Genomic DNA, 26,126 nt, shown 5'->3' with positions numbered 1-26,126 from the left:
GCCGGCGCCCGCCGCGACCGCGCCCGCCCAGGCCGCGCCCGCCGCGCAGATCCTGACCGTGCGCCAGATCTACGACGTGCTGACCGCCGCCGGCTATCGCAACATCACCGAAATCGAACTGGAGCATCACCGCGGCTACGACGTCAAGGCCGACAACCCGCAAGGCCAGCGCGTGAAGCTGCGCGTCGATGCGCAGACCGGCGCGGTGCTGCGCAGCCGCATCAAGGACTGAGGCAAATGCCATGAAAACCCGTACCGCCCTGGGACTGTTCCTGCTCGCGCTGACCGGCGCCTGGGCCGTCGACGCCCTCCTGCTGCAACCGGCGGCCTCGGCCGCCTGGCCCTGGGTGCTGCGCCAACAGGCGCTGTACCTGACGGGCGTCTGGTCCATCGGCCTGATGTCGCTGATCATGCTGCTGGCCTTGCGTCCAGCCTGGCTGGAGGGACCGCTGGGCGGCATGGACAAAGTCTACCGGCTGCACAAATGGGCCGGCATCCTGGCCATCGGCGCCGGCGCCGCGCATTGGCTGGTCAAGCTGGCCAGCACGCCGCTGAAGGCGCTGGTCGGCGCCGAGGGCCGGCCGGCGCGCGACGCGGTGCTGGCCATGCTGGCGGATTCGCGCGGATTGGCCAAGGACCTGGGCGAATGGACGATTTACGCGCTGCTGGCCATGCTGGTCATCACGCTGTGGCGCCGCTTTCCTTACCATGCCTGGCGCATCATCCACCGCGCCATGCCGCTGGCCTACCTGATACTGGTGTTCCATACCCTGGCGTTGGCGCCGGCCTATTACTGGACCGGGCCGACCGGCGTGCTGCTGCTGCCGCTGATGGCCGGCGGCGCCTGGGCCGCCGTGCTGTCGCTGGCCGGCCGCATCGGCCAGGGCCGGCGCGCCGCCGGCCGCGTGACGGCACTGGCGCAACGTCCGGGGGGCATTCTCGAAGTCACTTGTGAACTCGATGCGCGCTGGCCCGGCCACACCGCCGGCCAGTTCGCCTTCGTCACCTTCGACCGGCGCGAGGGCGCGCATCCGTTCACCATCGCCAGCGCGCCGCACTCCGAACGCCGCGACGTGACATTCGAGATCAAGGCGCTGGGCGATTACACCAGCCGGCTGGCCGCCACGTTGCGCGAAGGCGCGCCTGTCACGGTGGAAGGCCCTTACGGCCGCTTCGCGCGCCACGCCGCCCGCCCGCAGGTATGGGTGGCGGGCGGCATCGGCGTCACGCCCTTCCTGGCGTGGCTGGAGGCGGCCCGCGAGGAGCCCGGCCGCATGCCGCCCGTCTGGCTGCACTACTGCGTGCGCGATGGCGAGGCCGACCCGTTCGTTGAGGTGCTGCGGCAACGCTGCGCCGCGCTGGACAACGTCACGCTCCAGGTGCACAGCGCCGCCGCCGGCCAGCGGCTGGATGCCGCCGCGCTGGCGCAGGGCGAAGTGGCCGCCGGCCGTGTCGGCGAGGTCTGGTATTGCGGGCCCGCCGGGCTGGCGACCGCGCTGCGCAAGGGCCTGCGTCGGCTGGGACGCGGCGACGTCCGCTGGCATCAGGAAGCGTTCGACATGCGCTGAATGCGGCAGCGCGAAAGTCCGCGCCGCCCCGTCGTATGATGGAAGCCTGCCAATCCGCGCCGGGAGCCGGGCCATGCGAATTCGATACCTGTTGGCGGCGTTGGTCGCGTCCGCCGGGCTGGTGGCCGCCTGCGGCGAAGTCGCGCGCCTGCCGGTCGAGGCCGGCATGGGTCCGCGGCCCGAACTGCCCGCGCCCAATACCACCCTCATTCCCACCGTCAACACGGCCAAGGCGGTAGGCTGGAGCGAGACCGGCCTGCCGACCCCTGCCAGCGGCCTGGCGGTCACCGCCTACGCGCGCGGCCTGGACCACCCGCGCTGGCTGTACGTGCTGCCCAACGGCGACGTGCTGGTGGCCGAGACCAATGCGCCGCCCAAGCCGCCAGAGGCCTCCGGCGGCATCAAGGACTGGGCCGCCGGCATCGTCATGAAGCGCGCCGGCGCGCGCACGCCCAGCGCCAACCGCATCACCCTGCTGCGCGGCTTGACGCCCGATGGCGCGGCGCAGATGCGCAGCGTGTTCCTGGAAGGCCTGAATTCGCCCTTCGGCATGGCGCTCGTCGGCGACCAGTTGTACATCGCCAATGCCGACGCGGTGCTGCGGTTTCCGTACCAGGCCGGCCAGACCCGCATCGACGCGCCCGGCGTCAAGGTGACCGACCTGCCCTCAGGCCGCAACCATCACTGGACCAAGAACCTCATCGCCAGCGCCGACGGCGCCAAGCTGTATGCGACGGTCGGCTCGAACAGCAACGTCGCGGAGAACGGCATGGCGGAAGAGGAAGGCCGCGCCGCCATCTGGGAAATCGACGTCGCCAGCGGCGCCAAACGGCTCTACGCCAGCGGCCTGCGCAATCCGGTGGGCATGGCCTGGGGGCCGGACGGCAAGACACTGTGGACTGCCGTGAACGAACGCGACGAACTGGGCAGCGACCTGGTGCCCGACTACATGACCTCGGTGCGCGACGGCGGCTTCTATGGCTGGCCGTACAGCTATTTCGGCCAGCACGTCGACACCCGGGTCAAGCCGCCGCGCCCCGACCTGGTGGCGCAGGCGATCGTGCCCGACTACGCGCTGGGGCCGCATACCGCCTCGCTCGGGCTGGCCTGGTCCGGCGGCGCCAGGCTGCCGGCGCCGTTCATCCACGGCATGTTCGTCGGCCAGCACGGCTCGTGGAACCGCGACCCGCGCAGCGGCTACAAAGTCATCTTCGTGCCGTTCACCGGCACGCGCGCGGACGGCCAGGCGCAAGACGTGCTGACGGGATTTTTGGACGACGCGGGCCAGGCGCGCGGCCGGCCCGTGGGCGTGGCGCTGGACCGCCAGGGCGCGCTGCTGGTGGCCGATGATGTCGGCAATGCGATCTGGCGCGTCACCGCCGCGGACGCCGCCCGCTGAACCGCGGCATCGCGGGAAAACGCGGAAAAACGGCGCAGGCGGGACCCTGCCACGCAATTCGGTAACGCCCGCTTGCGTTGCATCAAACCCCTTGCGGGCCCGCCCGCGCCACGAGGAGTAGACTGGGGCGAGAATAGCGCAACGGCCGCGCGGCTCCCGTCCCGCGACGCGCGCGGCTCCACTCCCCTCGATCCCTGGAGGCATGAACATGCTGTTGAAGAATCTCTGCGCCGCGACCATCCTGGCCCTGGCCTCGGCCCCCGTGCTGGCGGCCGAATGCTCGGTCGATATCGCCGGCAACGACCAGATGCAGTTCGACAAGAAGGAAATCACGGTCAGCAAGAGCTGCAAGCAGTTCACCGTGAACCTCAAGCACCCGGGCACCCTGGCCAAGAACGTCATGGGCCACAACTGGGTGCTGACCAAGCAGGCCGACATGCAGGGCGCCGTCAACGACGGCATGGCCGCCGGCCTGGACAACAACTACGTCAAGAAGGACGACGCCCGGGTCATCGCCCACACCAAGGTGATCGGCGGCGGCGAGACCGATTCGGTCACCTTCGACGTCAGCAAGCTGGCCGCCGGCCAGGACTATGCCTACTTCTGCTCGTTCCCCGGCCACTTCGCGCTGATGAAGGGCGTGCTCAAGCTGGTCGACTGATCGCCCCTGCCGGCCTCGCGGGATCTGCGCGGGGCCGCCGCGCCCGCCCCTACAATGGCCGTTTTCCGACACCCTGGGGAACGACGCATGAGCACGGATAAAGTGGCAATCATCACCGCCGGCGGCAGCGGCATGGGCGCGGCGGCGGCGCGCAAACTGGCGGCCGACGGCTACCGCGTGGCGATCCTGTCCTCGTCCGGCAAGGGCGAGGCGCTGGCCGCCGAACTCGGCGGCCTTGGCGTGACCGGTTCGAACCGATCGCCCGAGGACCTGGCGCGGCTGGTGGACGCGACCCTGCAGAAGTGGGGCCGCGTCGACGCCGTGGTCAACAGCGCCGGCCACGGTCCCAAGGGTCCGCTGCTGGAGATCAGCGACGACGACTGGCACCTGGGCATGGAGTTCTACCTGCTCAACGTGGTGCGCATCGCGCGCCTGGTGGCGCCGGTCATGAAGCAGCAGAAAACCGGCGCCATCGTCAACATCTCGACCTACGCCACCTTCGAGCCGGAGGCGCTGTTCCCCACGTCCGGCGTGTTCCGCGCCGGCCTGGCCGCGTTCACCAAGGTGTTCGCGGACGAATACGCCGAACACAACGTGCGCATGAACAACGTGCTGCCCGGCTTCATCGACAGCCTGCCGGAAAAGGAAGACCGGCGCGCGCGCATCCCGATGGGCCGCTACGGCACCGCCGAGGAAGTGGCCGACCTGATCGCCTTCCTGGCCTCCGACGCTTCCTCGTACATCACCGGGCAGAACATCCGCATCGACGGCGGCATCACCCGTTCGGTGTAATCCGCGCGGCCCGGCCGCCCCCCGCGCGGGGCGGCGCGCCGCTCGCGCGCGCCTCGTGCAAAAGGATTAGTCCCTCGTCCGAATGGCGGTCTTGAAGCCCCCCTGGCGCTTCGCTACCGTAGGCTTTCGCATTCGATCCCGGGGCTGCCTGCATGTCCGCGTCGCCGTCCGGAGCGGCGCCGCCCGCTTCCACTGAAACCCGCCCGCCCACGCCCGGCCAGGCCTCGCGCTTTTTGGCGCAGGCCACCTTCGGCCCGACGCCGGCGCTGATCGACGCGGTGGTGCGCGACGGCTACGCCGCGTGGCTCGACACGCAACTGGCGCTGCCGCCCTCGCAAAGCCATTTCGACTGGCTGCTGCAGCAAGGCAAGAACACCGAGGCCTACAAGGGCAACGGCATCAACGCGCCGCTGGAATCGACGCTGTGGCGCAAGTTCATCAGCGCGGAAGATCAGGTGCGCACCCGGGTGGCGTTCGCGCTGTCGGAGATCTTCGTGGTCGGGGTGGCGTCGATCACCGCCAACTGGCCGCTGTTCGGCGCCGCCGGCTTCATGGACCTGCTGGCCGAGCATGCCTTCGGCAACTACCGGGACCTGCTCACCGCCGTCACCCGCAATCTGTCGATGGGCTGCATGCTGACCTATCGCGGCAACCGCAAGGAAGACCCGCGCACCGGCCGCCATCCCGACGAGAACTATGCGCGCGAGGTGATGCAGTTGTTCAGCATCGGCCTGGTCGAACTGAACCGCGACGGCACGCCGCGGCTGGTGAACGGCGCCCCCGTGGAGACCTACGACAATGCCGACGTGCAGGGACTGGCCAAGGTCTTCACCGGCTGGGACCTGGACGGGCCGGAGACCGACGTGCAGTTCCACCGCCGGCCGATGGCGCTCAATCCGGCGCTGCATTCGCTGGCCGAAAAGCGCTTCCTGGGCGCGGTGATCCCGCCCGGCACCGACGGCCACCTGTCGCTCAAGCGCGCGATGGAAGTGATCAGCGCGCATCCCAACGTGGGGCCGTTCATCGGCACGCAACTGATCCAGCGGCTGGTCACCAGCAATCCCAGTCCGGCCTACGTCGAGCGGGTGGCGACGGTGTTCGACGACGACGGCCATGGCGCGCGCGGCAATCTCAAGGCCGTGGTGCGCGCCATCCTGCTGGACGACGAAGCGCGCCACCCCGACCTGTCGGCGCCCGGCTGGGGCAAGGTGCGCGAGCCCATCCTGCGCTTTTCCGGCTGGGCGCGCGCCTTCGGCGCCACCTCCACCAACGGCGCCTGGGCCATGCCCGACACCACCGACAACACCATCCGGCTGGCGCAGAGCCCGATGCGCTCGTCCAGCGTTTTCAATTTCTTCCGGCCGCGCTACACGCCCCCCGTCACCGAGCTGGCGCGGCGCGGCCTGGTGGCGCCGGAACTGCAGATCACCGATGAAACCAGCATCGCCGGCTACCTGAACTTCGTGGCCATCTACGTTGATCGCGGCTGGGAAGACCTGCAGACGCAGTACACCGCCGAGATCGCGCTGGCCGCCGACGCCGACGCGCTGGTGGCGCGCATCGTGCTGCTGCTGGCGGGCGACGCCTTCAGCGCGGCGACGGCGCAGGCCATCGCGCAGGCGGTCGACACCTTGCCGCGCGAGCGGCCGCGCGACCGCGTGCGCGCCGCCATCACGCTGGTGGCGGCCAGCCCCGAATACCTGGTGCAGAAATGAAAGCCGATCGCCGCGAGTTCCTGCTGCGCGCCTGCGCCCTGGGCGCCACGCACGCGGCGGCGCCGCTGGCGCTGAACCTGGCGGCGCTGGGCGCGGCGGCGGCGCAATCCGCGCCGCCCGGCGACTACAAGGCGCTGGTGTGCGTGTTCCTGTACGGCGGCAACGATCCGTTCAACACGTTGGTGCCGTTCGACCCGGGCGCCCATCGCGCCTACGCCGCCGCGCGCACCGATATCGCGTTGCCGCGCCAGGCGCTGCAAGCCACCGCGCTACGCGGCGCCGCGCCCGCCGCCGACGGCGCGCAGTTCGCGCTCGCGCCATCGCTCGCGCCGCTGGCGCCGCTGTTCGAGGGCGGCGAGATGGCGGCGGTGCTGAACGTCGGCCCGCTGGTGGTGCCCACCAGCAAGGCGGACTACATTGGCGCGCGCGTGCCGCTGCCGCCCAAGCTGTTTTCGCACAACGACCAGCAGTCATACTGGCAGGCGCTGGCGCCGGAAGGCGCTTCCTCCGGCTGGGCCGGGCGGCTGACGGACCTGTACGCCGACATCAACGCGCAGCGCAGCTTCACCGGCATCACCGCCGGCGGCAGCACTGTGCTGCTGGCGGGCCGCCACGTCGCCGGTTACCGGGTCGGCGTGAACGGCTCGACCCGCATCGAACTGCTGACGCGCGACATGTACGGCTCCAGCGCCTGCACCGCCTTGCTGCGCCAGTTGATCACGCAGCCGCGCGAGCACCTGATGGAACGGGAAATGTCGCGCATCGCGACGCAGTCGATCGATGCCGACGCGCGGCTGCGGTCGGCCTTGTCTGGCGTGGCCGTGCCGGGCGATTTCGACTCGCCGCTGGCGCAGCAGTTGAAGATCGTGGCCCGCATCATCGCGGCGCGCCAGGCCCTTGGGGCGCGGCGCCAGGTATTCTTCGTGTCGCAGAACGGCTACGACAACCACACCGGCCTGAACGACACCCACCCCGCCTTGCTCAAGGAGCTGGGCCAGGCGCTGGCCGCCTTCCAGACGGCGCTGGCGGGCCTGGGCGTGGCGCGCCAGGTCACCACCTTCACCGCTTCGGAATTCGGCCGGACGCTGGGATCGAACGGCAACGGCTCGGACCACGGCTGGGGCGCGCATCATTTCGTGCTGGGCGGCGCCGTCAACGGCGGGCGCTACCACGGCACGCATCCGCAGATCGCGCCCGACGGCCCCGGGTTCGTGGACAACGGCCGGCTGCTGCCGACGCTGGCGGTGGAGCAACTGGGCGCGGCGCTGGGCGGCTGGTTCGGCGCCAGCCCGGACGACCTGCGGCTGGTGTTTCCGAACCTGCGCCACTTCGACGCCTCGCCCTTGGCGCTATTTACAGCGCCGCGTGAATCGTCGACGCCAGCTTCTTCCACTTGACGGCTTCGTCGCGCACGAACGCCGCCAGCTCGGCCGGCGTGCTGGTGCGCACCTCGGCGCCCTGGTCGTCGATCTTGGCGGCCACGGCCGGATCGTTGAGCGCGCCATTGAGCGCGGTGTTCAACTTGGCGACCACCTGCGGATCGGCGTTGGCGGGCGCGAACACCGCGTACCACTGCGCCACGTCCACGCCCGGCACGCCAAGCTCGGCCAGCGTCGGCATGTCGGGCAGCACCTTGGCGCGGCGCGTGCCGGCCACGCCCAGCGCGCGGATCTTGCCCGACTTCAGATGCGGATAGGCGCTGAACAGGCTGGGAAACATCACCTGGGTGACGCCGGCCAGCGTATCCGTCATGGCGGGGGCCGAGCCCTTGTAGGGAATCTCCAGCATGGCCGCGCCGGTGGCGCGGTTGAACAGCTCGCCCGCCACCGCCGGCGCCGTGCCCGGGCCGGCCGAGGCGTAGCTCAGGCCGTCGGGGTGGGCCTGGCCATACTTGAGCAAGCCCGGCACGTCCTGTACGCCGATGCTGCTGGACACCACCATGAGCGTGGGCGAGTCGGCCACCATGCCGATGGCGGTGAAGTCGCGCACCGGATCGTAGTTGAGCTTCTGCAGCGCGGGGTTGATGCCGTGCGTGCCGATGTAGCCCAGCATCAGGGTGTAGCCGTCGGCCGGCTGGCGCGCCACGTAGTCGGCGGCGATGGCGCCCTGCGCGCCGGGCTTGTTGACCACGATGACGGTCTGGCCCAGCAGTTCGCCCATCTTCTGCCCGATCACGCGGGCCAGGGTGTCGTTGCCGCCGCCGGCGGCGGTGGGCACCACCATGGTGATGGCGCGTTCGGGGAATTCGGCGTGGACGGCCGGGCTGGCCAGGGCCAGGCAAAGCGCGGCGGCACCCAGCGTGCCGCGAGTGGGGAAAACCATGTCATGTCTCCTGATGGTTCTGTTGGCGGTCTCTGCGGACCGCTGCGTCTCGAGTCTTTTTTATGCCGCCACCGGCTGGCGCGAGGCCAGCCGGGCGCGGGCGTCCTGCTCCTGCCGCGCCGCGCCGTAGCGCCCCGGCACATAGAGCAGGCCCTTCATGATCTTGCGCGCGGTGCGCACCAGGCCAGCGGCCTGTACCTCGCCGCTGGCGTCATCCAGCTTCACGTCGATGTCCATGCCGCCCGACGGGTGTTCGATGCGCACGCCGCGGTAGCCCGGCCGCGGCGCCGGGCCGCCGCAATCATGCGCCACCGTGCCAGGCATGAGGAAGGCGGCCGCCACGCCCACCGCGCCGGTGGCGGCATGGGCGCGATGGCAGGCATGCGGCGTGAAGTAGCGCGAGCGCAGCGACAGGACGGCGGCATCGCTGCCCGGCGCCAGCAGCACCGGCTTGGGGATGACGCTGTCCGACACGTCGCCCAGGCCCATGCGGGCGCCGGCTTCGCGACGGATGCGTTCCAGGCGCGCCAGCAGCGCGACGTTGGCGTCCAGCTCGGCGGGCGATTCGTCGCCACGCAGGCCGAAGTCGGCGGCGCGCAGCAACACCATCGGCATGGCGGCGTCGATCAGCGTGGCGGCCACGCCGTCCACCCTCTCCTGGCGCTCTCCGGTCGGGAACAGGCGGCCGGTGACCGCCCCCCAGGCGTCGAGGAAATTCAGGCGCACGGGCGCGGCGGCGCCCGGCACGCCGTCGATGCGCGCCTCGCCTTCATAGGTCAGGCGGCCGCCCGGCGTCTGCACCACGGCCTCGATCACGGCGCCCGTGTTGACGTTGTGCACCCGCACCGAGGTTTCGCCGTCGGCCGCGGCGATCAGGCCCTCGTCGATGGCGAAGGGCGCGGCGCCCGACAGCATGTTGCCGCAGTTGGGACGGGTGTCGACGCTGGCGCGGTCCACCGAGACCTGCGCGAACAGATAGTCGATATCGCAGTCGGGCCGGGTCGAGCGTGACACGATCGCGACCTTGCTGGTCAGCGAATTGCCGCCGCCCAGGCCGTCGACCTGCAGCGCGTGGGGCGAACCCATGGCCTGCAACAGCAGCCGGTCGCGCTCGGCGGGATCGGCGGGCAGCCAGTCGCCAAGAAAAAAGGGGCCGCGGGAGGTGCCGCCGCGCATCAGTACGCAAGGGATGATCGTTTCCATGCCGTGCATTCTGCGACGACGCGGCTATTATTTGAATTGCAACTTACGGATGGATTAATGCATGGCACGCATCAATTTCGATTTACAGGAATTGCAGGCCTTCGTGGCCGTGGCCGAGCGCGCCAGTTTCCGCGCCGCCGCCGAAGACCTGAACCTGTCACAGCCCGCGCTCAGCCGCCGCATCGACAAGCTGGAGGATCTGCTGGGCGCGCGCCTGCTGGAACGCACCACGCGCCGCGTGGCGCTGACGCACGTCGGCCGCATCTTCCTGGAACGGGCGCGCGGCGCCATCGATGAATTGGAACGCGCGGTCCTCAGCATCGGCGACCTGGCGGCGCAGCGCGGCGGACTGGTGACCGTGGCCTGCGTGCCGTCGGTGGCCTACTACTTCCTGCCCGCCATCATCCATGACTACGCCGAGCGCTTTCCACGGATACGGGTCCGCATCATCGACGAGACCGCCCACACCGTGCTCAACAGCGTGGTGACCGGCCGCGCCGACTTCGGCATCAGTTTTTTCGGCACTCAGGAGCCCGACGTGGATTTCAAGGCGGTGCTGCGCGAGGACTTCGTGCTGGCGGTGCGGCGCGACCATCCGCTGGCCGCGCGCCGCAGCGTGTCGTGGGAGGAACTGTCGCAGGAACGCTTCATGACCGTGGCCAAGGAGAGCGGCAACCGCCTGCTGATCGACGACGCGCTGGCCAAGAGCGGCAAGCGCACCGTCAGCGCCTTCGAGGTCAGCCATGTCATGACGCTGCTGGGGCTGGTGGAGGCGGGCCTGGGCGTGGCGGCGGTGCCGCAGTTGGCGATGCCGCCGGCCGGCCACGCCACCCTGGCCGGCGTCAAGCTCGAACATCCGCGCGTCACCCGCAGCCTGGGGCTGATCTCGCGCCGGGGCCGCCCCCTGGCGCCAGCGGCGCAACAGCTCTATAACCTTATCCACCAGGCCGGCAAGAGCGCCAAGCGTGGCCCCTCCAAGCAACCCTGAAGCCGCACCATGAGCCCCCAATCCCTGGCATTGCAAGCCGCCACCGAAGACGACCTGCCTTTCCTGCTGGCGCTGCGCAAGGCGACCATGACCGAACACCTGGCGCGCGTTGGCGCACCGCGGGACGATGCGCACCACCTGGCGCGCATCCGTTATCACTTCGACGACGCCCAGATCGTCTGGCTGCACGGCCGCCCGGCGGGCCTGTTCAAGACCTTCCGCGATCCGGCCGGCTGGCGCGTCGTGCAGATCCAGATCGACCCGGCCTTCCAGGGCCAGGGACTGGGCCGGCGCCTGCTGGCCGGTCTGCTGCGGCAGGCGGACGACGAAGGCGCCCCGGTCACCCTGTCCGTCCTGAAGGGCAACCCCGCCCGCCGGCTCTACGAGTCGCTGGGCTTCATTCCCGTGGAGGAGACCGACCTGGAAATAGAAATGCGCTACGAACCCGCCCCGCCCGCCGGCGGCCACGCCTGACAGCGGCCGTCGCGAAGGGCCCGCGCGAGGCTCGGTTGGATCGTCATCCCCGGCCCTCCACTTTTTTTTCCCGCGGCGGAATATTCCCGTTCGCCCCGGCGTCTGTAGAGGGCAGTCCCCCACTTTCCCATCTACGAGGCACGACATGCGTACTCAAATCGCCGCAGCCCTGGTTCTCTCCTCCGCCGCCCTGTTCTCGGCCGGCGCCCACGCCCAGGCCGTCAAGACCCAGGACGGCATCCTGGTCAACAGCGCCGGCATGACCCTCTACACCTTCGACAAGGATGCCGGCGGCAAGAGCGCCTGCAACGACCAGTGCGCCAAGATCTGGCCCCCGGTCACCGCCGCCGCCGACGCCAAGGCCTCGGGCGACCTGAGCATCATCACCCGCGACGACGGCTCCAAGCAGTGGGCCTACAAGGGCAAGCCGGTCTACCTGTATGCCAAGGACGCCAAACCGGGCGACAAGACCGGCGACAACTTCAAGGACGTCTGGCACGTCATCAAGCCCTGATCCGGCCTGAGCCGTCCCTCCACGCCCGACCATGCGCGCCGACGACGAAGCCGCGATCCTGGCCTGCATCCCCAGCCTGCGGCGCTACGCTCGCGGGCTGACGGGCGACCCGCACCGGGCCGACGACCTGGTGCAGGACACGCTCGAACGAGCCTGGAGCCGCTACTCGCGCTGGCAGCGCCGCGGCGAACTGAGGGCGTGGATGTTCGGCATCATGCATAACCATTTCATCGACGGCGTGCGCGCCAGCCACCGGCAGGCCGAGGAGGCCCGCGCGGGCGATCTGCCCGACGTGCCGGTGCGCGCCACGCAGACCGACCACCTGGAGGTGCGCGACCTGGACCGCTGCCTGCAAGGCCTGCCGGCCGAGCAGCGCGAAGTATTGCTGCTGGTGTGCGTGGAAGACCTGTCGTACCAGGAAACCGCGCAGGTGCTGGGCGTGCCGATGGGCACGGTCATGTCGCGCCTGTCGCGCGCCCGCGAACGGCTGGGCGCCCTGATGCAAGGCCAGGAACCCGCCAGCCGGCTCCATCGCGTGAAATGACATGAACGACAAACGCCTCCACGCCATCCCCGCCGCCGGCAACCCGATCACCGAAGCCGACCTGCACGCCTACGCCGACGGCCAGTTGCCGCCCGGCCGCCACGCCGAAGTCGACGCCTTCCTCGCCGCCCACCCGCAGGACCTGGCCCGCGTCCAGGCCTGGCAAGCCCAGCGCCGCGCCCTGCACGCCCTGCTGGACCCGGTGCTGGACGAACCGCTGCCCCTGCGCCTGCCGCTCTCGCCCCCCGCCCGACGCCTGCCGTGGCGCGCCCTGGCGGCCGGCATCGCCATTGCCACCATCAGCGCCAGCAGCGCCTGGCTGGCGCGCGGCGCCCTGGACGCCCGCCACCTGCAAACCGTATTGGCCACCGCCACCCCCGACCGCGCCGCCGGCGGCTACGCCCAGCGCGCCGCCATCGCCCACGCCGTCTACGCCCCCGACATGGGCCGCCCCGTCGAGGTCAGCGGCGACAACGAAAAGGCCCTGGTCACCTGGCTCACCAAGCGCCTGGGCGCCCCCGTGCGCGCTCCCTCCCTGACCCACGCCGGCTACGACCTCGTCGGCGGCCGCCTCCTGCCCGGCGGCAGCGGCCCCGTCGCCCTCTTCATGTACGGCGCCCCCGACGGCCAACGCCTGACCCTCTACGTCACCCGCGAAGCCACCGGCGGCCAGACCGCCTTCCAATTCACCCAGGAAGGCCCCGTCCGCGTCTTCTACTGGGTCGAAGGCCAATTCGGCTACGCCCTCTCCGGCGCCATCAGCCGCGACGAACTGCAGCGCGTCTCCGAAGAAGTCTACAAACAGCTACAAGGCTGACCCGGGCGCGGACGCGCCCGGCGAGCGCCAATCCGCCCGCGGGCTTCAACAAAGCCCCTGCTCAGACACCCTCGTTCGAGAATCGGTTGCCCTCCCACAAGGGCGCCGCAAAGCGCGCCCCCCATCGCCGCCACTTCGCGCAGCGACCACACCCCCAACGCCCCACCCGATGTATGCCAAACACGGCTGCCCGCGCAGCCGTTTTTGGCGGGCCCCGCAAACTCCTCCGCCCCACCCCGACGTTGAACAGAACGCCAAGAAAACCGCCCTCCCCCCAATCCGTCGCAGGAAGACAGACGAGCGGCGGGGCGAGGCTGGCGGGCAGGTGCGGGGCGTGTAGATGCGCCCGACGGAATCTGAAGGGAAGGCCGAAGGCCTGGACGAAGATGAGGAAGGGGGGGGCCGCCGAGGCCAGTCCGGAGCGAACGCTCCGGACCGCAATCGTAGCCCCGCACCTGCCCGCCAGCCTCGCCCCGCCGCGCCTTAAGAACCCTCCCGAGCCACATGCAACATATGCAACGTGATCTTCCTCACCTCAGCCTTGCTCATCTCAATATGCCCCCGCAACATCCTCCCCGCCGCCTCCCCCCGCCGAGCCAGCACCGCCCGCAAAATCGCCCCATGCTCCTCATAAGTCGCATCCACCCGGAACTCCTTGGTGAAATCCAGCCGCCGCACGATCCGGATCTTCTCCGTCACCTCCCGGTGGATCAGCGCCATCTCCGCATTCCCGGCGGCCGCCACCAGTGAGCAGTGAAAGGCCTCGTCCAGCTCCGCCACCATCCGCCCATCCAGGATCCGCTGCGCCGGCGGCACCAGCCACACATCCGTCAACGCCCCCAGCAGGCCGCTATCGTCCATGTGCTCGCGCGCGCACAACCGCTCGACCGCCGCCAGCTCCAGCACCACGCGCACGTCGTACAGCGCCTCGAAGCGCTCGAAATCGAACGGCCGCACCTGCCAGCCGCTGCGCGGACTCGGCAGCACGAAGCCCTCGCGCTCCAGCCGCGCCAGCCCCAGCCGCACCGGCGTGCGGCTCACCCCCAGCCGCAACGCCAGCTCCGCCTCGGTGAAACGGTCACCCGGCAGCAGGCGGAAGTCGAACAGCTCATCCTTGATGCGCTGGTAGACCTGGTCCGCCAGCGACCCGGCCAGCACCGGCGCCTGCCGCAGCGCCGGGCTGATGCTGACGGGGTCGCGCATGCCGCTCAGGTCACGGGGCACGTCGCGTCCTCGGCCAGCACCAGCAGCGCGTCGCCGGCATTCACCGGCTTGCCCGGCACGCAGCGGATCGCCGTGACCGTGCCCGACACCGGCGCGATCACCGACAGTTCCATCTTCATGGCTTCCACCACCACCAGCGTGTCGCCCGCCGCCACGCTCTGGCCCACCTGCACCGGGATCTTCCAGATGTTGCCGCACATGTCGGCGCTGACCAGCCGTTCGCCATCGCGCAGCGGGGTCTGCGTCTCGGGCGCGGCCTCGGCCGGCGCCACCGCCACGTCCTCGTGCTTCCACAACGCCACCTCGGCGTCGAACGCCGTCTTCTGGCGCGCCTGGAACGCGCCGATGCTGTCGGCCTGCTCGGCCAGGAAGCGCTGGTGCGCGGCGAAGTCGAACACCTCCTCCTCGATCCGCACCGTGGCGCGGCCCTCGCGGAAGTCCTCGCGCAGCGTATCGAGTTCGGCCTCGCTCACCGGATAGAAGCGCACCTGGTCGAAAAAGCGCAGCAGCCACGGCTTGCCGTCCTGGAACACCGGGTTCTTCAGGAACTTGTTCCAGATCGGCAGCGTGCGGCCCACCAGTTGATAGCCGCCGGGCGAATCCATGCCGTAGATGCACATGTAGACGCCGCCGATGCCCACCGTGCCCTCGGCCGTGAAGGTGCGCGCCGGGTTGTACTTGGACGTCAGCAGCCGATGGCGCGGATCGATCGGCACCGCGCACGGCGCGCCCAGGTAGACGTCGCCCAGGCCCATGATGAGGTAGCTGGCGTCGAACACGATGCGGCGCACGTCCTCGCGGCTGGCCAGGCCGTTGATGCGCTGGATGAAGTCGACATTGTTCGGCAGCCACGGCGCGCTGGCGCGCACCGTTTCCTGGTAGCGCTGCACCGCGCCCAGCGTGGCCGAATCCTCGAACGCCATCGGCAGGTAGACCACGCGGGTCGGCACCTTCAGCGTCGCCACGTCGGCCAACTGTGTTTCGATCTCCAGCAGCCGCGCGATCAGCGCCTGTTGCAGGATCACGCGGCTGTCGTAGCGGATCTGCAGCGAGCGCACGCCCGGCGACAGCTCGCGCACGCCATCAATCGGCCGCGCCGCCAGCGCCTCCATCAGCAGGTGGATGCGCATGCGCAGCGCCAGGTCGAGCACGTTGTCGCCATACTCCAGCAGCAGGTAGCCGTCGCCCGCCTGGCGGTACGACACCGACGGCCGGCTACCCGTCGCCGGCAGCGCCGCGATGATGGTTTCCGAGGCCGTGGCGGGCGGCGCCGACGGCGTGGTGGCCTGCGGCGCCACGGCGCGCAACTGCTCCACGCTGCGGTCCTGCGCCGCCTCGCGCGCCACCGCCTCGGCATAGTCGATGCGCACGAAGCGGATGCGGTCGCCCGGCTTGACCTGGCCCACCTTCCACAGCTCGGCGCGCGCGATCGTCACCGGGCAGACGAAACCGCCCAGGCTGGGACCGTCGCGCGTCAGGATCACCGGGCTGTCGCCGGTGAAGTTGATGCTGCCGATGGCGTATTCGCAGTCATGGATGTTGGAAGGATGCAGGCCGGCCTCGCCGCCGTTCTCGCGCGCCCAGGTCGGCTTGGGGCCGGTCAGGCGCACCCCCAGGCGATTGGAGTTGTAGTGCACCTCCCAATCGGCGGCGAAGAAGGCATCGATGGCCTCGGGGCGGAAGAAGTCCGGCGCGCCATGCGGGCCGTACAGCACGCCGATCTCCCAGGTGTTGCCATAGGCGGGGATCAGTTCGGCCGGCGCGGCCTGCGGCGCGCTCACGGGCGCCTGGGCGTTCGCGGCCGGCAGCTCGGGACGCACCAGCGGCAGCATGTCGCCGACCCGCAGCGTGCGGCCGGCGTGGCCGCCGAACTGGCCCAGCGCGAAGGTCGAGCGGCTGCCCAGGTAGACCGGCACGTCCAGCCCGTTGCGCACCGCCAGGTACGTGCGGCAGCCGGACAGCGCGCGGCCCGTGGCCAGCACCTGGCCCGAGCGCACCGTGACCGGCTGCCACATCGGCACCGGCTCGCCATCGAGCGTGGCGGCGCATTCGGCGCCGGTGAGCGCGAAGATGGCATCGCCATGAAAGCGCAGCGTCGGCCCGACCAGCGTGGCCTCGATGCCGGCGGCGTCGGGCGCGTTGCCGACGATGCGGTTGGCCAGGCGGAAAGCGTAGTCGTCCATCGGCCCCGACGGCGGCACGCCGATGTCCCAATAGCCGGTGCGGCCCGGGTAATCCTGCACGCTGGTGTAGGTGCCAGCTTCCAGCACCTCGATGGCCGCGGGCCGGTAAGTGAAGCCTTCCAGGAAGCGCGTCGACAACTGCCCGGCGCGGAAGCGCGCGTCGGCCACGATCTGGCGCAGGTAGTCCAGGTTGGTGGCGATGCCGTGCAGGCGGGTGTGCGCCAGCGCGTCGGCCAGCTTGTCGAGCGCGGCCTCGCGGGTGTCGGCGTGCACGATGAGCTTGGCCAGCATCGGGTCGTAGAACGGCGGCACCTCGGTGCCCGTCGCAACCCAGCCGTCCAGCCGCACGCCTTCAGGAAAATGCACCTCCGTCAGCACGCCGGGCGACGGCTGGAACTGGCGCAGCGGGTCTTCGGCGTACAGCCGCACCTCGATCGACGCGCCTTGCGGCGCGCGCGACATCGCGGCCAGGTCGAGCGGCTCGCCCGCCGCCACGCGCAGCATGCATTCGATCAGGTCCAGCCCGGTCACTGCCTCGGTCACCGGGTGCTCCACCTGCAGGCGGGTGTTGACCTCCAGGAAATAGAAGCTGTCGCGCGCCGGATCGTAGATGAATTCGACCGTGCCGGCCGAGCGGTAGGCCACCGACTCGCCCAGCTTGACCGCCGCGTCCAGCAGCGCCGCGCGGGTCGCGGCCGGCAGGTGCGGGGCGGGAGTTTCCTCGATCACCTTCTGGTTGCGCCGCTGCACCGAGCAATCGCGTTCGCCCAGCGCCAGCACGCGGCCGGCGCCGTCGCCGAAGATCTGCACCTCGACGTGGCGGGCGTTGTCCACGTAGCGCTCGATGAAGGCGCCGCCGTCGCGGAAGAAGTGCTCGCCCATGCGCTGCACGCTGTCGAACGCCACCGTCAGTTCGGCCTCATTGTCGCACCGCGACAGGCCGATGCCGCCGCCGCCCGCCGTGCTCTTGAGCATCACCGGATAGCCGATGCGCTCGGCCTGCGTCAGCGCCTCGCCCAGGCTGGCCAGCAGGCCCGTGCCGGGCGTCATCGGCACGCCGGCTGCGGCCGCCAGTTCACGCGAGCGGTGCTTCAGGCCGAACTCGCGGATCTGCAGCGGCGTGGGACCGACGAAGGCGATGCCCGCGGCCTCGCAGGCTTCCGCGAACTCGGCGCTCTCCGACAGGAAGCCGTAGCCGGGGTAGATGGCCTGCGCGCCGTGCTCGCGCGCGGCCGCCAGCAGCAGGTCGGTGCGCAGATAGCTGTCGACGGCCTTCTCGCCGCCCAGGGCCACGGCCACGTCGGCCTCGCGCACATGGGCCGCGTTGCGGTCGGGATCGGAATACACGGCAACGCTGCGGATGCCCAGGCGTTTCAGGGTACGGATGGCGCGGACGGCGATTTCGCCACGGTTGGCGATGAGGACGGTATCGAACACGGTTCGGCTCCCAGGGGCGATTGGCGTTAGCGGGGGGTGGCGTTCAGGCTGGCGAGGTAGGCGCGCCAGCCGCCGAAGGCGGTGATGTCGCGCGCGCCCTCCAGGCCGCGCGGCTCGCAGATGAAGCCCTTGACCTGGCGGCCGTCATGCAGCGTCAGCGTGCCGATGCCCAGCGGCGCGGGGATCTCGGCCACGAAGGCGCCGAACGCCGCCAGCGGGATGTCCCACAGCTCCACCTCGATAGGCGCGCCGCTGTCGGACTTCACCAACCCCGGCTTGGGCGGCGTGGTGTTGGCCAGCGCATAGAGCCGGTAGTCGGCGGCGGTGCGGGTCTTTTCGACCAGCACCGCGCGGCGCGAGGTCAGTTGGTGGTTCAGGGGCATGCCCGTCAGGTGCGCGCCCACCACCGCGACCCGCAGCAGTTCGGGGTCGGCGGCGGGCAGTCCCATCGGCGGCAGCGGCTGGCCCGTGGCGCCCAGCGGCAGGCCGCGCAGCGCCTGCCATTGGCGGCCGAAGCGCGCCAGGGCGCGGTCCTGCCAGGCCATGCCGATCAGCGTGATGCCGGCCGGCAGGCCGTCGCCGCGCATGCCGGCCGGCAGCGCGAGCGCGGACAGGTCTGCCAGGTTGGCGAAGTTGGTGTAGATGCCCAACTGCGAATTGAGACGCACCGGGTCGGCCTGCAACTGCGCGATGGTGTAGATCGACGGCGAGGTCGGCACCACCAGCGCGTCGAAGCCTTGCAGCGACTGGTGGATGCGGCGCGTCAGCTCGGCGCGGCGGTATTCGGCCTTGAAGGCGTCGAGCGCGCTGTAGTTGGCCGCGCCTTCGACGATGCCGCGCACCACCGGGTGGATGGCCTCGGGGTTGTCGCGCCACAGCGACTCGACGGCGGCGAAACGCTCGGCTACCCAGGGGCCTTGATACAGCAGCGCCGCCAGCTCGGCGAAAGGCGAGAAGTCAATCGGCTCGATCACCGCGCCCGCGGCCTTGAGCGCCTGCACCGCGGCCTCGAACGCGGCGGCGGCCTGCGCGTCGCCGAAGAACTCCAGGCGATCCGGCACGGCCAGCCGCGGCGTGGCGGGCCAGGGCGCGGCCGCGCCGGCCGGCTGCGCGCGCGAATACGGATCGCGCTCGTCATAGCCCCCGGCGATGCCGGCCACGCGTTCGGCATCGTCCACCGTCAGCGCGAAGATCGACACGCAGTCCTGCGTGCGGCAGGCCGGCACCACGCCGGCGGTGCTGAGCCAGCCCTTGGTCGGCTTCAGGCCGACGATATTGTTGAAGCCCGCCGGCACGCGGCCCGAGCCCGCGGTGTCGGTGCCCAGCGAAAACGCCACCAGCCCGCGCGCCACCACGGAGGCGGAGCCGGAACTGGAGCCGCCACTGATGTATTCGGGGTTGAAGCTGTTGGCCACCGCGCCATGCGGCGAGCGGGTGCCGACCAGGCCCGTGGCGAACTGGTCGAGGTTGGTCTTGCCGATCAGGATGGCGCCGGCCGCGCGCAGGCGCCGCACGACGGTGGCGTCTTCGTCCGGCGTGTAGGCGAACTCGGGGCAGGCCGCCGTGGTCGGCCAGCCGGCCGCGTCGATGTTGTCCTTGATGGCGAACGGCACGCCGTACAGCGGCAGGCGGGCGCGGTCGCCGCCGGCGGCGGCCAGCAACAGGCGCAGGTCGTCGAGCTGGCGCGCCAGCATCGGCGCGCTGACCCGCGAGATCCACGCGTTGTCGGCGGCGGCGTCCGGCGCGGGCAACAGGGACGGCAACAACGTATCCGGGGTCACCCCGTCGTCTTCATAGGCCGACAGCCATTGCGCGATCGTCCAACCGATGGGGCCCTGCTGCGTTGCTACGGCATTCATGCTGGAATCCTCTCTTGTATACAAGTACGGATTCCCAAGCAATACGCGTGCCATGTCGGCCGCGCCCCGCGCCGCCACTGCGCGCGCCGGGCGGCGGCGCCACCCTGGGCGCCTCGCGCGCGCGGCCGCCGCACCCGGAGCGGGCAAGGTCCGCACCGATTTTGTGCACGCGGCACCAGATTGAACCGTGCCGTCGTCGTCCCGCCGCCACCGCCGGCATGCCCCTTTTCCCTATCGCTCCATACAGCGCATCGCGCCCCCCGATACGCCTGGCACGCCTTTTGCTTTTGAGTCCTGGTCACGCCCTTGCTTCGGCAGGGCCGCGCGCAGAGGTAGTTGGATGCAGTCCCAGGCTTTGAGACCGTTATCGCCGGCGCCGCCGGCTTCTTCCCATCCAGGAGTCACCATGAAACGCAGACTAGCCCTCAAGCAATTGACCGCCGCCAGCCTATTGGCCATGTCCGGCTGGATGCCGCAACTGTTCGCCGCCGAAGACACCATCAAGGTCGGCATCCTGCATTCGCTGTCGGGCACCATGGCCATCTCGGAGACGTCGCTCAAGGACGTGGCCCTGATGACCATTGACGAAATCAACGCCAACGGCGGCGTGATGGGCAAGAAGCTCGAAGCGGTGGTGGTCGATCCGGCCTCGAACTGGCCGCTGTTCGCCGAGAAGTCGCGCCAACTGCTGTCGCAGGACAAGGTGGCGGTGGTGTTCGGCTGCTGGACCTCGGTGTCGCGCAAGTCGGTGCTGCCGGTGTTCAAGGAACTGAACGGCCTGCTGTTCTACCCGGTGCAATACGAAGGCGAGGAGCTGGAGAAGAACGTGTTCTACACCGGCGCCGCGCCCAACCAGCAGGCGATTCCCGCCGTGGAATACCTGATGAGCGAAGACGGCGGCGGCGCCAAGCGCTTTGTGCTGCTGGGCACCGACTATGTGTACCCGCGCACCACCAACAAGATCCTGCGCGCCTTCCTGCACTCCAAGGGCGTCAAGGACAGCGACATCGACGAGGTCTACACCCCGTTCGGCCATTCCGACTACCAGACCATCGTCGCCAACATCAAGAAGTTCGCCGCCGGCGGCAAGACCGCCGTCATCTCCACCATCAACGGCGACTCCAACGTGCCGTTCTACAAGGAACTGGGCAACGCCGGCCTGAAGGCCACCGACGTGCCGGTGGTGGCGTTCTCGGTGGGCGAGGAAGAACTGCGCGGCGTCGACACCAAGCCGCTGGTGGGCCACCTGGCCGCCTGGAACTACTTCGAGTCGATCAAGAACCCGGTCAACGAGGAGTTCATCAAGAAGTGGAAGGCCTACGCCAAGGCCAAGAACCTGCCCAACGCCAACACCGTGGTCACCAACGACCCGATGGAAGCCACCTACATCGGCATCCACATGTGGAAGCAGGCGGTCGAACAGGCCAAGACCACCGACGTCGACAAGGTGATCGCGGCCATGGGCGGCCAGAAGTTCAATTCGCCGAGCGGCTTCTCGATCGATATGGACAAGACCAACCACCACCTGCACAAGCCGGTCTACATCGGCGAGATAAAGGCGGACGGCCAGTTCAACGTGGTCTGGAAGAGCAAGGGCCCGATCCGCGCGCAACCGTGGAGCCCGTACATCCCGGGCAACGAAAGCAAGCAAGGCCTTTAAACCGGAACCGGAAGCGCAGCCATGCTGAATGCGGTCATCGCGAAATTCCTGCGTCACCTCCTGCTTGCATGGCTGCTGGCCGCGCCGGCGCTGGCCGCCCACGCGGCCGCGCCGGGCGTGGATCCGGCGCTGCTGGCGCCGCTGGCGGGCGACGACACCGACGCCCGCCTGCAGGCCATCGCCGCCCTGGGCCAGCAGCCCGGCCCGGGCGCGGCCGCCGTGTTGCAGGCGCTGGGCAATGACCAACTGTATGCGCTGCCGGACGGCCGCGTGCTGATCGGCGACGGCAAGGGCCAGGCCACCGATCCGGCCACCGGCGCTTCCCTGGCGCTGCCGCCCGAGGCGGCCGCCATCGGCATCAACAACCGCTTGCGGCGCGCGATCGAGGCGGCGCTGGCCGGTTCGCGCCTGTTCTCCGATAACCCGCAGGAACGGCTGGCCGCCGCCCGCCGCCTGCAACAGACCGGCGATCCCGCCCGCCTGCCGCTGCTGGAGAAGGCGCTGGCCGCCGAAAAAGACCCGGCCGTGCGCGCCGCGCTGGAAATCGCGCAGGCCAATCTCGAACTCAAGAGCGCCGACCCCGCCGTGCGGCGCCACGCGGTCGATCTGCTCGGCCGCACCGACAACGCCGCCTTCCGGCCGACGCTGGCGGCGCTGACGCAACAGCAGGACGGCGTCTACGCCGAACCCGACGCCGGCGTGCGCGAGGCGGCCGCCAACGCGCTCAAACGCATCGACCGCCACCTGGCCACCATCGAATGGGCCGGCAACCTGTTCTACGGCCTCAGCCTGGGCAGCGTGCTGCTGCTGGCGGCGCTGGGGCTGGCCATCACCTTCGGCCTGATGGGCGTCATCAACATGGCGCACGGCGAGCTGCTGATGATCGGCGCCTACGTCACCTACCTGGTGCAGACGGCGTTCCGCGCCTGGCTGCCGGGCTGGCTCGACTGGTACGTGGCGGCGGCGCTGCCGCTGGCCTTCGTGGTCACCGCGCTGGTCGGCATGGCGCTGGAACGCACCGTGATCCGCTGGCTCTACGGCCGGCCGCTGGAGACGCTGCTGGCCACCTGGGGCATCAGCCTGATGCTGATGCAGGGCGTGCGCACGCTGTTCGGCGCGCAGAACGTGGAAGTGGGCAACCCGAGCTGGATGTCCGGCGGCTTCACCGTGCTGGGCGGCCTGGTGCTGACCTACAACCGGCTGGTCATCATCGGCTTCGCGCTGTTCGTGGTGTTCCTGGTGTGGGCGCTGCTGAACCACACGCGCCTGGGCCTGTTCGTGCGCGCCATCACCCAGAACCGGCGCATGGCCGATTGCGTCGGCGTGCCCACCGGCCGCGTCGACATGCTGGCGTTCGGGCTGGGCTCTGGCATTGCCGGGCTGGCCGGCGTGGCGCTGTCGCAGTTGGGCAACGTGGGGCCGGACCTGGGCCGCGGCTACATCGTCGATTCCTTCATGGTGGTGGTGCTGGGCGGCGTCGGCCAACTGGCCGGCACCGTCATCGCCGCGCTCGGCCTGGGCGGCGTCAACAAATTCCTGGAGCCTTACGCGGGAGCGGTCATGGCCAAGATCACCATCCTGGTGCTCATCGTGCTTTTCGTGCAGAAGCGGCCGCAAGGCCTGTTCGCCCCGCGCGGCCGGAGCGTCGAATGAAGCAGACCGCGCTGACCGATTTCAACCTGCTGGCGCGCCGGCCCCTGTTCAATGGCCGCGCCTGGGCCGCGCTGGGCGCGGGCGTGCTGCTGCTGGCGCTGGTGCCGCTGCTGAACCTGGCGTTTCCCGCCGGCCATCCGCTGCACGTCTCGGCCTACGCCGTGGCGCTGCTGGGCAAGTTCATGTGCTACGCCCTGGCGGCGCTGGCGCTGGACCTGGTGTGGGGCTACGCCGGCATCCTGTCGCTGGGCCATGGCCTGTTCTTCGCGCTGGGCGGCTATGCCCACGGCATGTACCTGATGCGCGCCATCGGCCAGGACGGCGTCTACCAGAGCCGCCTGCCCGACTTCATGGTGTTCCTGGACTGGAAGGACTACCCCTGGTACTGGGCCTTCACCGACCACTTCGCCTATGCCATGCTGCTGGTGGTGCTGGTGCCGGGCGTGCTGGCCTTCGTGTTCGGCTACTTCGCCTTCCGCTCGCGCATCAAGGGCGTGTATTTCTCCATCATCACGCAGGCGCTGACCTTCGCCGCCATGCTGCTGTTCTTCCGCAACGACACCGGCTTTGGCGGCAACAACGGCTTCACTGACTTCAAGCGCATCCTGGGCTTCGACATCACCGCGCCCGGCACCCGCGCCGCGCTGTACTGGATCACGCTGGCGGCGCTGGCCGGCGCGCTGGTGCTGGCGCGCGCCGTCACGCAGTCCAAGCTGGGCCGGGTGCTGACGGCGGTGCGCGACGCCGAGAGCCGGCTGCGCTTCATCGGCTACGACCCGCTCGGCTTCAAGCTGTTCGTGTGGACGCTGTCGGCGGTGCTGTGCGGCATCGCCGGGGCGCTGTACGTGCCGCAGGTCGGCATCATCAACCCCAGCGAGATGTCCACCGAGAACTCCATCGAGATGGTGATCTGGGTGGCCACCGGCGGCCGCGGCACGCTGATCGGCCCCATCATCGGCGCCGGCGCCGTGAACGGCCTGAAGACCTGGTTCACCAGCGTGCTGCCCGAATTCTGGCTGTACGCGCTGGGCCTGATCTTCGTGCTGGTGACCCTCTTCCTGCCCACCGGCATCGTCGGCCTCGCCCGGCGCCTGGCCGCCCGCTACCAGGAGCGACGCGCATGACCAGCACCCATACCGAAAGCGCCATGCTCGATGGCGGCCCCAGCGGCGACGCCGGCTACGGCCGCGTCAGCCCCAAGGGCCTGGACACCAGCCACGGCGCCATCCTGTACCTGGAAGGCATCACCGTCAGCTTCGACGGCTTCAAGGCGCTCAACGACCTGACGCTGGACATCGGCGTCGGCGAACTGCGCTGCATCATCGGCCCCAACGGCGCCGGCAAGACCACCATGATGGACGTCATCACCGGCAAGACGCGCCCCACCGCCGGCACCGCGTTCTTCGGCCAGAGCATCGATCTGACCACGCTGAGCGAGGCGCAGATCGCGCACGCCGGCATCGGCCGCAAGTTCCAGCGCCCCACGGTGTTCGAGCAGCACACGGTGTTCGAGAACCTGGAATTGGCGATGAAGACCGACAAGCGCGTGCGGCCCACGCTGTTCGCGCGCCTGACCGGCGAGCAGGCCGACCGCATCGGCGAGACGCTCGACCTGATCCGGCTGCGGCCCGAGGCCTTCCGCCCCGCCGGCCTGCTGTCGCACGGCCAGAAGCAATGGCTGGAGATCGGCATGCTGCTGATGCAGGAACCGCAGTTGCTGCTGCTGGACGAGCCGGTGGCCGGCATGACCGATGCCGAGACCGAGCGCACCGGCGAACTGCTCAACGAACTGCGCGGCCGCCATTCGCTGATGGTGGTCGAGCACGACATGGATTTCGTCAACCAGATCGCCGGCGACGGCAAGGTGACCGTGCTGCACGAAGGCTCGGTGCTGGCCGAGGGGCCGATGGCCAAGGTGCAGGCCGACCCGCGCGTGATCGAAGTCTACCTGGGGCGCTGACATGCTGAACGTGAACACCATCGACCAGTACTACGGCGGCAGCCACACCCTGCGCGGCGTATCGCTGGCCGTGAACCAGGGCGAATGCCTGGCGCTGCTGGGCCGCAATGGCGTCGGCAAGACCACCCTGCTCAAGTGCGTGATGGGCGTGCTGCCGGTGGCGCGCGGCGCCATCGATTTCGACGGCGCCGACGTCACCCGCCTGGCGCCGCACCAGCGCGCCGCGCGCGGCATGGCCTACGTGCCGCAGGGCCGCGACATCTTCGCCCGGCTCACGGTGGAAGAAAACATCCTGATGGGCATGGCGACCAAGCCGGCCGCGCGCGCGCGCCGCATCAAGGAGGAAGTGTTCGAGCTGTTCCCGGTGCTCAAGAGCATGCTGGCGCGGCGCGGCGGCGACCTGTCCGGCGGCCAGCAGCAACAGCTTGCGATCGCCCGCGCGCTGGTGGCCGAGCCCAAGCTGATCATCCTGGACGAACCCACCGAGGGCATCCAGCCCTCGATCATCAAGGACATCGGCCGCGTCATCCACATGCTGCGCCAGCGCGGCGACATCGCCATCCTGCTGTGCGAACAGTACTTCGACTTCGCCCGCGAACTGGCCGACCGCTTCGTGGTGCTGTCGCGCGGCGAGGTGGTGGCCAGCGGCGACCGCGCCGCCATCGACGGCGAGGACGTGCGGCGCCACCTTTCCGTCTGAAAGGGCTTGGATATAATGCGCCGTCATGCACCTCGCCCTCTTCCTGAACCGCGGCTACGCCTGGATCGCGCTGATCGCGATCCTGTGGGCGTCGCTGGTTCCGTCGCTGGCGCATGGCAATCACCTGCCCAATGCCAGCCGCCAGGTCAGCGTGGACTACTGCGCCCCCGAGGGCCGCTCGGCCCTGACCATCGAGGTGCAAAGCGATGAAGGGGCCGGCGACCACGCCGCCCACCACGGCGACAGCAACCACTGCCCGTTCTGCCGCAACCCCCAGGCCGACCTCGGCCTCCCTCCCGCTCCCCTGACCGTGCTGCCGGCGCCCGCCAGCGGCGGCGTCACCTACCCGGCGCTGTTCTACCGCGCCTCGCACCCGCTCCACGCCTGGCGCGCGGCCCAGCCGCGCGCCCCGCCCGCGGCCTGAGCGCGCGCGCCGTTCCCCGTGGACGGCCG

Annotated in this window: 23 protein-coding genes; 18 read left to right on the top strand and 5 right to left on the bottom strand. The window is 70.1% G+C overall.

What is annotated here, in order from left to right; translation table 11 throughout:
* The 7 genes from HV783_RS26985 to HV783_RS26955 form a co-directional block, all read left to right on the top strand.
* Nucleotides 1-232, top strand: a 232-nt coding sequence (locus tag HV783_RS26985; RefSeq protein ID WP_175190216.1) for a PepSY domain-containing protein, incomplete at its 5' end; no start/stop codon positions are given.
* A gap of 10 nt (nucleotides 233-242) precedes the next feature.
* Nucleotides 243-1,568, top strand: a complete 1,326-nt coding sequence (locus HV783_RS26980; RefSeq protein WP_175190215.1) for a ferredoxin reductase family protein — start codon at nucleotides 243-245, stop codon at nucleotides 1,566-1,568.
* A 73-nt stretch (nucleotides 1,569-1,641) separates the two neighbouring features.
* Nucleotides 1,642-2,967, top strand: a complete 1,326-nt coding sequence (locus HV783_RS26975) for a PQQ-dependent sugar dehydrogenase (protein ID WP_144655367.1) — start codon at nucleotides 1,642-1,644, stop codon at nucleotides 2,965-2,967.
* Nucleotides 2,968-3,175: 208 nt separating this feature from the next.
* The gene (gene azu / locus HV783_RS26970; RefSeq protein ID WP_049078035.1) at nucleotides 3,176-3,628 is read left to right on the top strand and encodes an azurin; all 453 of its coding nucleotides are present in this window, start codon (nucleotides 3,176-3,178) and stop codon (nucleotides 3,626-3,628) included.
* Between the two features lie 87 nt (nucleotides 3,629-3,715).
* The gene (locus HV783_RS26965; protein WP_049075685.1) at nucleotides 3,716-4,420 is read left to right on the top strand and encodes an SDR family oxidoreductase; all 705 of its coding nucleotides are present in this window, start codon (nucleotides 3,716-3,718) and stop codon (nucleotides 4,418-4,420) included.
* 152 nt (nucleotides 4,421-4,572) lie between these two features.
* Complete coding sequence (locus tag HV783_RS26960; protein ID WP_175190214.1) at nucleotides 4,573-6,135, top strand: DUF1800 domain-containing protein; 1,563 nt, start codon at nucleotides 4,573-4,575, stop codon at nucleotides 6,133-6,135.
* Nucleotides 6,132-7,532, top strand: coding sequence for a DUF1501 domain-containing protein (locus tag HV783_RS26955; RefSeq protein WP_175190213.1), 1,401 nt, complete (start codon nucleotides 6,132-6,134; stop codon nucleotides 7,530-7,532). The genes HV783_RS26960 and HV783_RS26955 overlap by 4 nt, the downstream gene beginning before the upstream one ends.
* Here the strand turns inward: HV783_RS26955 and HV783_RS26950 are convergent.
* Together HV783_RS26950 and HV783_RS26945 are read right to left on the bottom strand one after the other, a co-directional pair.
* Nucleotides 7,489-8,457, bottom strand: a complete 969-nt coding sequence (locus tag HV783_RS26950) for a tripartite tricarboxylate transporter substrate binding protein (RefSeq protein ID WP_054500946.1) — start codon at nucleotides 8,455-8,457, stop codon at nucleotides 7,489-7,491. The genes HV783_RS26955 and HV783_RS26950 overlap by 44 nt on opposite strands.
* Before the next feature lie 60 nt (nucleotides 8,458-8,517).
* Nucleotides 8,518-9,660, bottom strand: a complete 1,143-nt coding sequence (locus HV783_RS26945) for a 4-oxalomesaconate tautomerase (protein ID WP_175190212.1) — start codon at nucleotides 9,658-9,660, stop codon at nucleotides 8,518-8,520.
* Nucleotides 9,661-9,721: 61 nt separating this feature from the next.
* On the opposite strand from HV783_RS26945, the gene HV783_RS26940 reads away from it, so the two are divergent.
* From HV783_RS26940 to HV783_RS26920, 5 genes are all read left to right on the top strand, one after another.
* Complete coding sequence (locus HV783_RS26940) at nucleotides 9,722-10,648, top strand: LysR family transcriptional regulator (protein WP_054417088.1); 927 nt, start codon at nucleotides 9,722-9,724, stop codon at nucleotides 10,646-10,648.
* 9 nt (nucleotides 10,649-10,657) lie between these two features.
* Nucleotides 10,658-11,122, top strand: coding sequence for a GNAT family N-acetyltransferase (locus tag HV783_RS26935; protein WP_054417087.1), 465 nt, complete (start codon nucleotides 10,658-10,660; stop codon nucleotides 11,120-11,122).
* A 145-nt stretch (nucleotides 11,123-11,267) separates the two neighbouring features.
* Nucleotides 11,268-11,636 carry a COG4315 family predicted lipoprotein gene (locus HV783_RS26930; protein ID WP_054417086.1) on the top strand — a complete coding sequence of 123 codons (369 nt, stop codon included), beginning with the start codon at nucleotides 11,268-11,270 and terminating at the stop codon, nucleotides 11,634-11,636.
* Nucleotides 11,637-11,667: 31 nt separating this feature from the next.
* A complete protein-coding gene (locus tag HV783_RS26925) occupies nucleotides 11,668-12,180 on the top strand; it encodes an RNA polymerase sigma factor (protein WP_054500943.1) in 513 nt (170 codons plus the stop codon).
* Nucleotide 12,181: 1 nt separating this feature from the next.
* Nucleotides 12,182-12,997, top strand: a complete 816-nt coding sequence (locus tag HV783_RS26920) for an anti-sigma factor family protein (RefSeq protein ID WP_054500942.1) — start codon at nucleotides 12,182-12,184, stop codon at nucleotides 12,995-12,997.
* A 483-nt stretch (nucleotides 12,998-13,480) separates the two neighbouring features.
* On the opposite strand, the gene HV783_RS26915 is transcribed toward HV783_RS26920, so the two are convergent.
* From HV783_RS26915 to atzF, 3 genes are read right to left on the bottom strand one after another with little or no spacing between them, the layout of a single operon-like run.
* Entirely contained in the window at nucleotides 13,481-14,200 is a 720-nt protein-coding gene (locus HV783_RS26915) for a GntR family transcriptional regulator (RefSeq protein WP_100507403.1), read from the bottom strand.
* 5 nt (nucleotides 14,201-14,205) lie between these two features.
* On the bottom strand, nucleotides 14,206-17,841 hold the full coding sequence (uca, locus tag HV783_RS26910) for an urea carboxylase (protein WP_175190211.1): 3,636 nt from the start codon (nucleotides 17,839-17,841) through the stop codon (nucleotides 14,206-14,208).
* 26 nt (nucleotides 17,842-17,867) lie between these two features.
* A complete protein-coding gene (atzF, locus tag HV783_RS26905; RefSeq protein ID WP_175190210.1) occupies nucleotides 17,868-19,700 on the bottom strand; it encodes an allophanate hydrolase in 1,833 nt (610 codons plus the stop codon).
* 406 nt (nucleotides 19,701-20,106) lie between these two features.
* On the opposite strand from atzF, the gene urtA reads away from it, so the two are divergent.
* Genes urtA through HV783_RS26875 form a run of 6 tightly spaced genes read left to right on the top strand, consistent with a single transcriptional unit; the run spans nucleotide 20,107 to nucleotide 26,097 of the window.
* Complete coding sequence (gene urtA, locus HV783_RS26900) at nucleotides 20,107-21,360, top strand: urea ABC transporter substrate-binding protein (RefSeq protein WP_175190209.1); 1,254 nt, start codon at nucleotides 20,107-20,109, stop codon at nucleotides 21,358-21,360.
* 21 nt (nucleotides 21,361-21,381) lie between these two features.
* On the top strand, nucleotides 21,382-23,013 hold the full coding sequence (gene urtB / locus HV783_RS26895) for an urea ABC transporter permease subunit UrtB (protein ID WP_049075705.1): 1,632 nt from the start codon (nucleotides 21,382-21,384) through the stop codon (nucleotides 23,011-23,013).
* Nucleotides 23,010-24,137 carry an urea ABC transporter permease subunit UrtC gene (gene urtC, locus HV783_RS26890; protein WP_006386131.1) on the top strand — a complete coding sequence of 376 codons (1,128 nt, stop codon included), beginning with the start codon at nucleotides 23,010-23,012 and terminating at the stop codon, nucleotides 24,135-24,137. The genes urtB and urtC overlap by 4 nt, the downstream gene beginning before the upstream one ends.
* Nucleotides 24,134-24,973, top strand: coding sequence for an urea ABC transporter ATP-binding protein UrtD (gene urtD, locus HV783_RS26885; RefSeq protein ID WP_006386130.1), 840 nt, complete (start codon nucleotides 24,134-24,136; stop codon nucleotides 24,971-24,973). The genes urtC and urtD overlap by 4 nt, the downstream gene beginning before the upstream one ends.
* A gap of 1 nt (nucleotide 24,974) precedes the next feature.
* Nucleotides 24,975-25,673, top strand: a complete 699-nt coding sequence (urtE, locus tag HV783_RS26880; protein ID WP_006386129.1) for an urea ABC transporter ATP-binding subunit UrtE — start codon at nucleotides 24,975-24,977, stop codon at nucleotides 25,671-25,673.
* 25 nt (nucleotides 25,674-25,698) lie between these two features.
* Nucleotides 25,699-26,097 (top strand): DUF2946 domain-containing protein, encoded by a 399-nt coding sequence (locus HV783_RS26875; RefSeq protein WP_175190208.1) that lies wholly within the window; start codon nucleotides 25,699-25,701, stop codon nucleotides 26,095-26,097.
* Nucleotides 26,098-26,126 lie beyond the last annotated feature (29 nt).

Source organism: Achromobacter dolens (assembly GCF_902859745.1).
In the GTDB taxonomy this organism is placed as follows: Bacteria; Pseudomonadota; Gammaproteobacteria; order Burkholderiales; family Burkholderiaceae_B; genus Achromobacter; species Achromobacter dolens.
The sequence above is the reverse complement of the archived record's forward strand: the minus strand, read 5'-3'. Positions and strand labels throughout refer to the sequence as shown.

Bases quoted from the DNA above. Each gene is read 5' to 3' on its own strand.
- HV783_RS26975 (WP_144655367.1), top strand. From the start codon at position 1,642: ATGCGAATTCGATACCTGTTGGCGGCGTTGGTCGCGTCCGCCGGGCTG.
- HV783_RS26935 (WP_054417087.1), top strand. From the start codon at position 10,658: ATGAGCCCCCAATCCCTGGCATTGCAAGCCGCCACCGAAGACGACCTG.
- urtD (WP_006386130.1), top strand. From the start codon at position 24,134: ATGACCAGCACCCATACCGAAAGCGCCATGCTCGATGGCGGCCCCAGC.
- HV783_RS26980 (WP_175190215.1), top strand. From the start codon at position 243: ATGAAAACCCGTACCGCCCTGGGACTGTTCCTGCTCGCGCTGACCGGC.
- HV783_RS26875 (WP_175190208.1), top strand. From the start codon at position 25,699: ATGCACCTCGCCCTCTTCCTGAACCGCGGCTACGCCTGGATCGCGCTG.
- HV783_RS26940 (WP_054417088.1), top strand. From the start codon at position 9,722: ATGGCACGCATCAATTTCGATTTACAGGAATTGCAGGCCTTCGTGGCC.
- HV783_RS26960 (WP_175190214.1), top strand. From the start codon at position 4,573: ATGTCCGCGTCGCCGTCCGGAGCGGCGCCGCCCGCTTCCACTGAAACC.
- urtA (WP_175190209.1), top strand. From the start codon at position 20,107: ATGAAACGCAGACTAGCCCTCAAGCAATTGACCGCCGCCAGCCTATTG.
- HV783_RS26965 (WP_049075685.1), top strand. From the start codon at position 3,716: ATGAGCACGGATAAAGTGGCAATCATCACCGCCGGCGGCAGCGGCATG.
- HV783_RS26955 (WP_175190213.1), top strand. From the start codon at position 6,132: ATGAAAGCCGATCGCCGCGAGTTCCTGCTGCGCGCCTGCGCCCTGGGC.
- atzF (WP_175190210.1), bottom strand. From the start codon at position 19,700: ATGAATGCCGTAGCAACGCAGCAGGGCCCCATCGGTTGGACGATCGCG.
- HV783_RS26950 (WP_054500946.1), bottom strand. From the start codon at position 8,457: ATGGTTTTCCCCACTCGCGGCACGCTGGGTGCCGCCGCGCTTTGCCTG.
- HV783_RS26925 (WP_054500943.1), top strand. From the start codon at position 11,668: ATGCGCGCCGACGACGAAGCCGCGATCCTGGCCTGCATCCCCAGCCTG.
- urtB (WP_049075705.1), top strand. From the start codon at position 21,382: ATGCTGAATGCGGTCATCGCGAAATTCCTGCGTCACCTCCTGCTTGCA.
- urtC (WP_006386131.1), top strand. From the start codon at position 23,010: ATGAAGCAGACCGCGCTGACCGATTTCAACCTGCTGGCGCGCCGGCCC.
- HV783_RS26915 (WP_100507403.1), bottom strand. From the start codon at position 14,200: ATGCGCGACCCCGTCAGCATCAGCCCGGCGCTGCGGCAGGCGCCGGTG.
- urtE (WP_006386129.1), top strand. From the start codon at position 24,975: ATGCTGAACGTGAACACCATCGACCAGTACTACGGCGGCAGCCACACC.
- HV783_RS26930 (WP_054417086.1), top strand. From the start codon at position 11,268: ATGCGTACTCAAATCGCCGCAGCCCTGGTTCTCTCCTCCGCCGCCCTG.
- HV783_RS26945 (WP_175190212.1), bottom strand. From the start codon at position 9,660: ATGGAAACGATCATCCCTTGCGTACTGATGCGCGGCGGCACCTCCCGC.
- azu (WP_049078035.1), top strand. From the start codon at position 3,176: ATGCTGTTGAAGAATCTCTGCGCCGCGACCATCCTGGCCCTGGCCTCG.
- HV783_RS26920 (WP_054500942.1), top strand. From the start codon at position 12,182: ATGAACGACAAACGCCTCCACGCCATCCCCGCCGCCGGCAACCCGATC.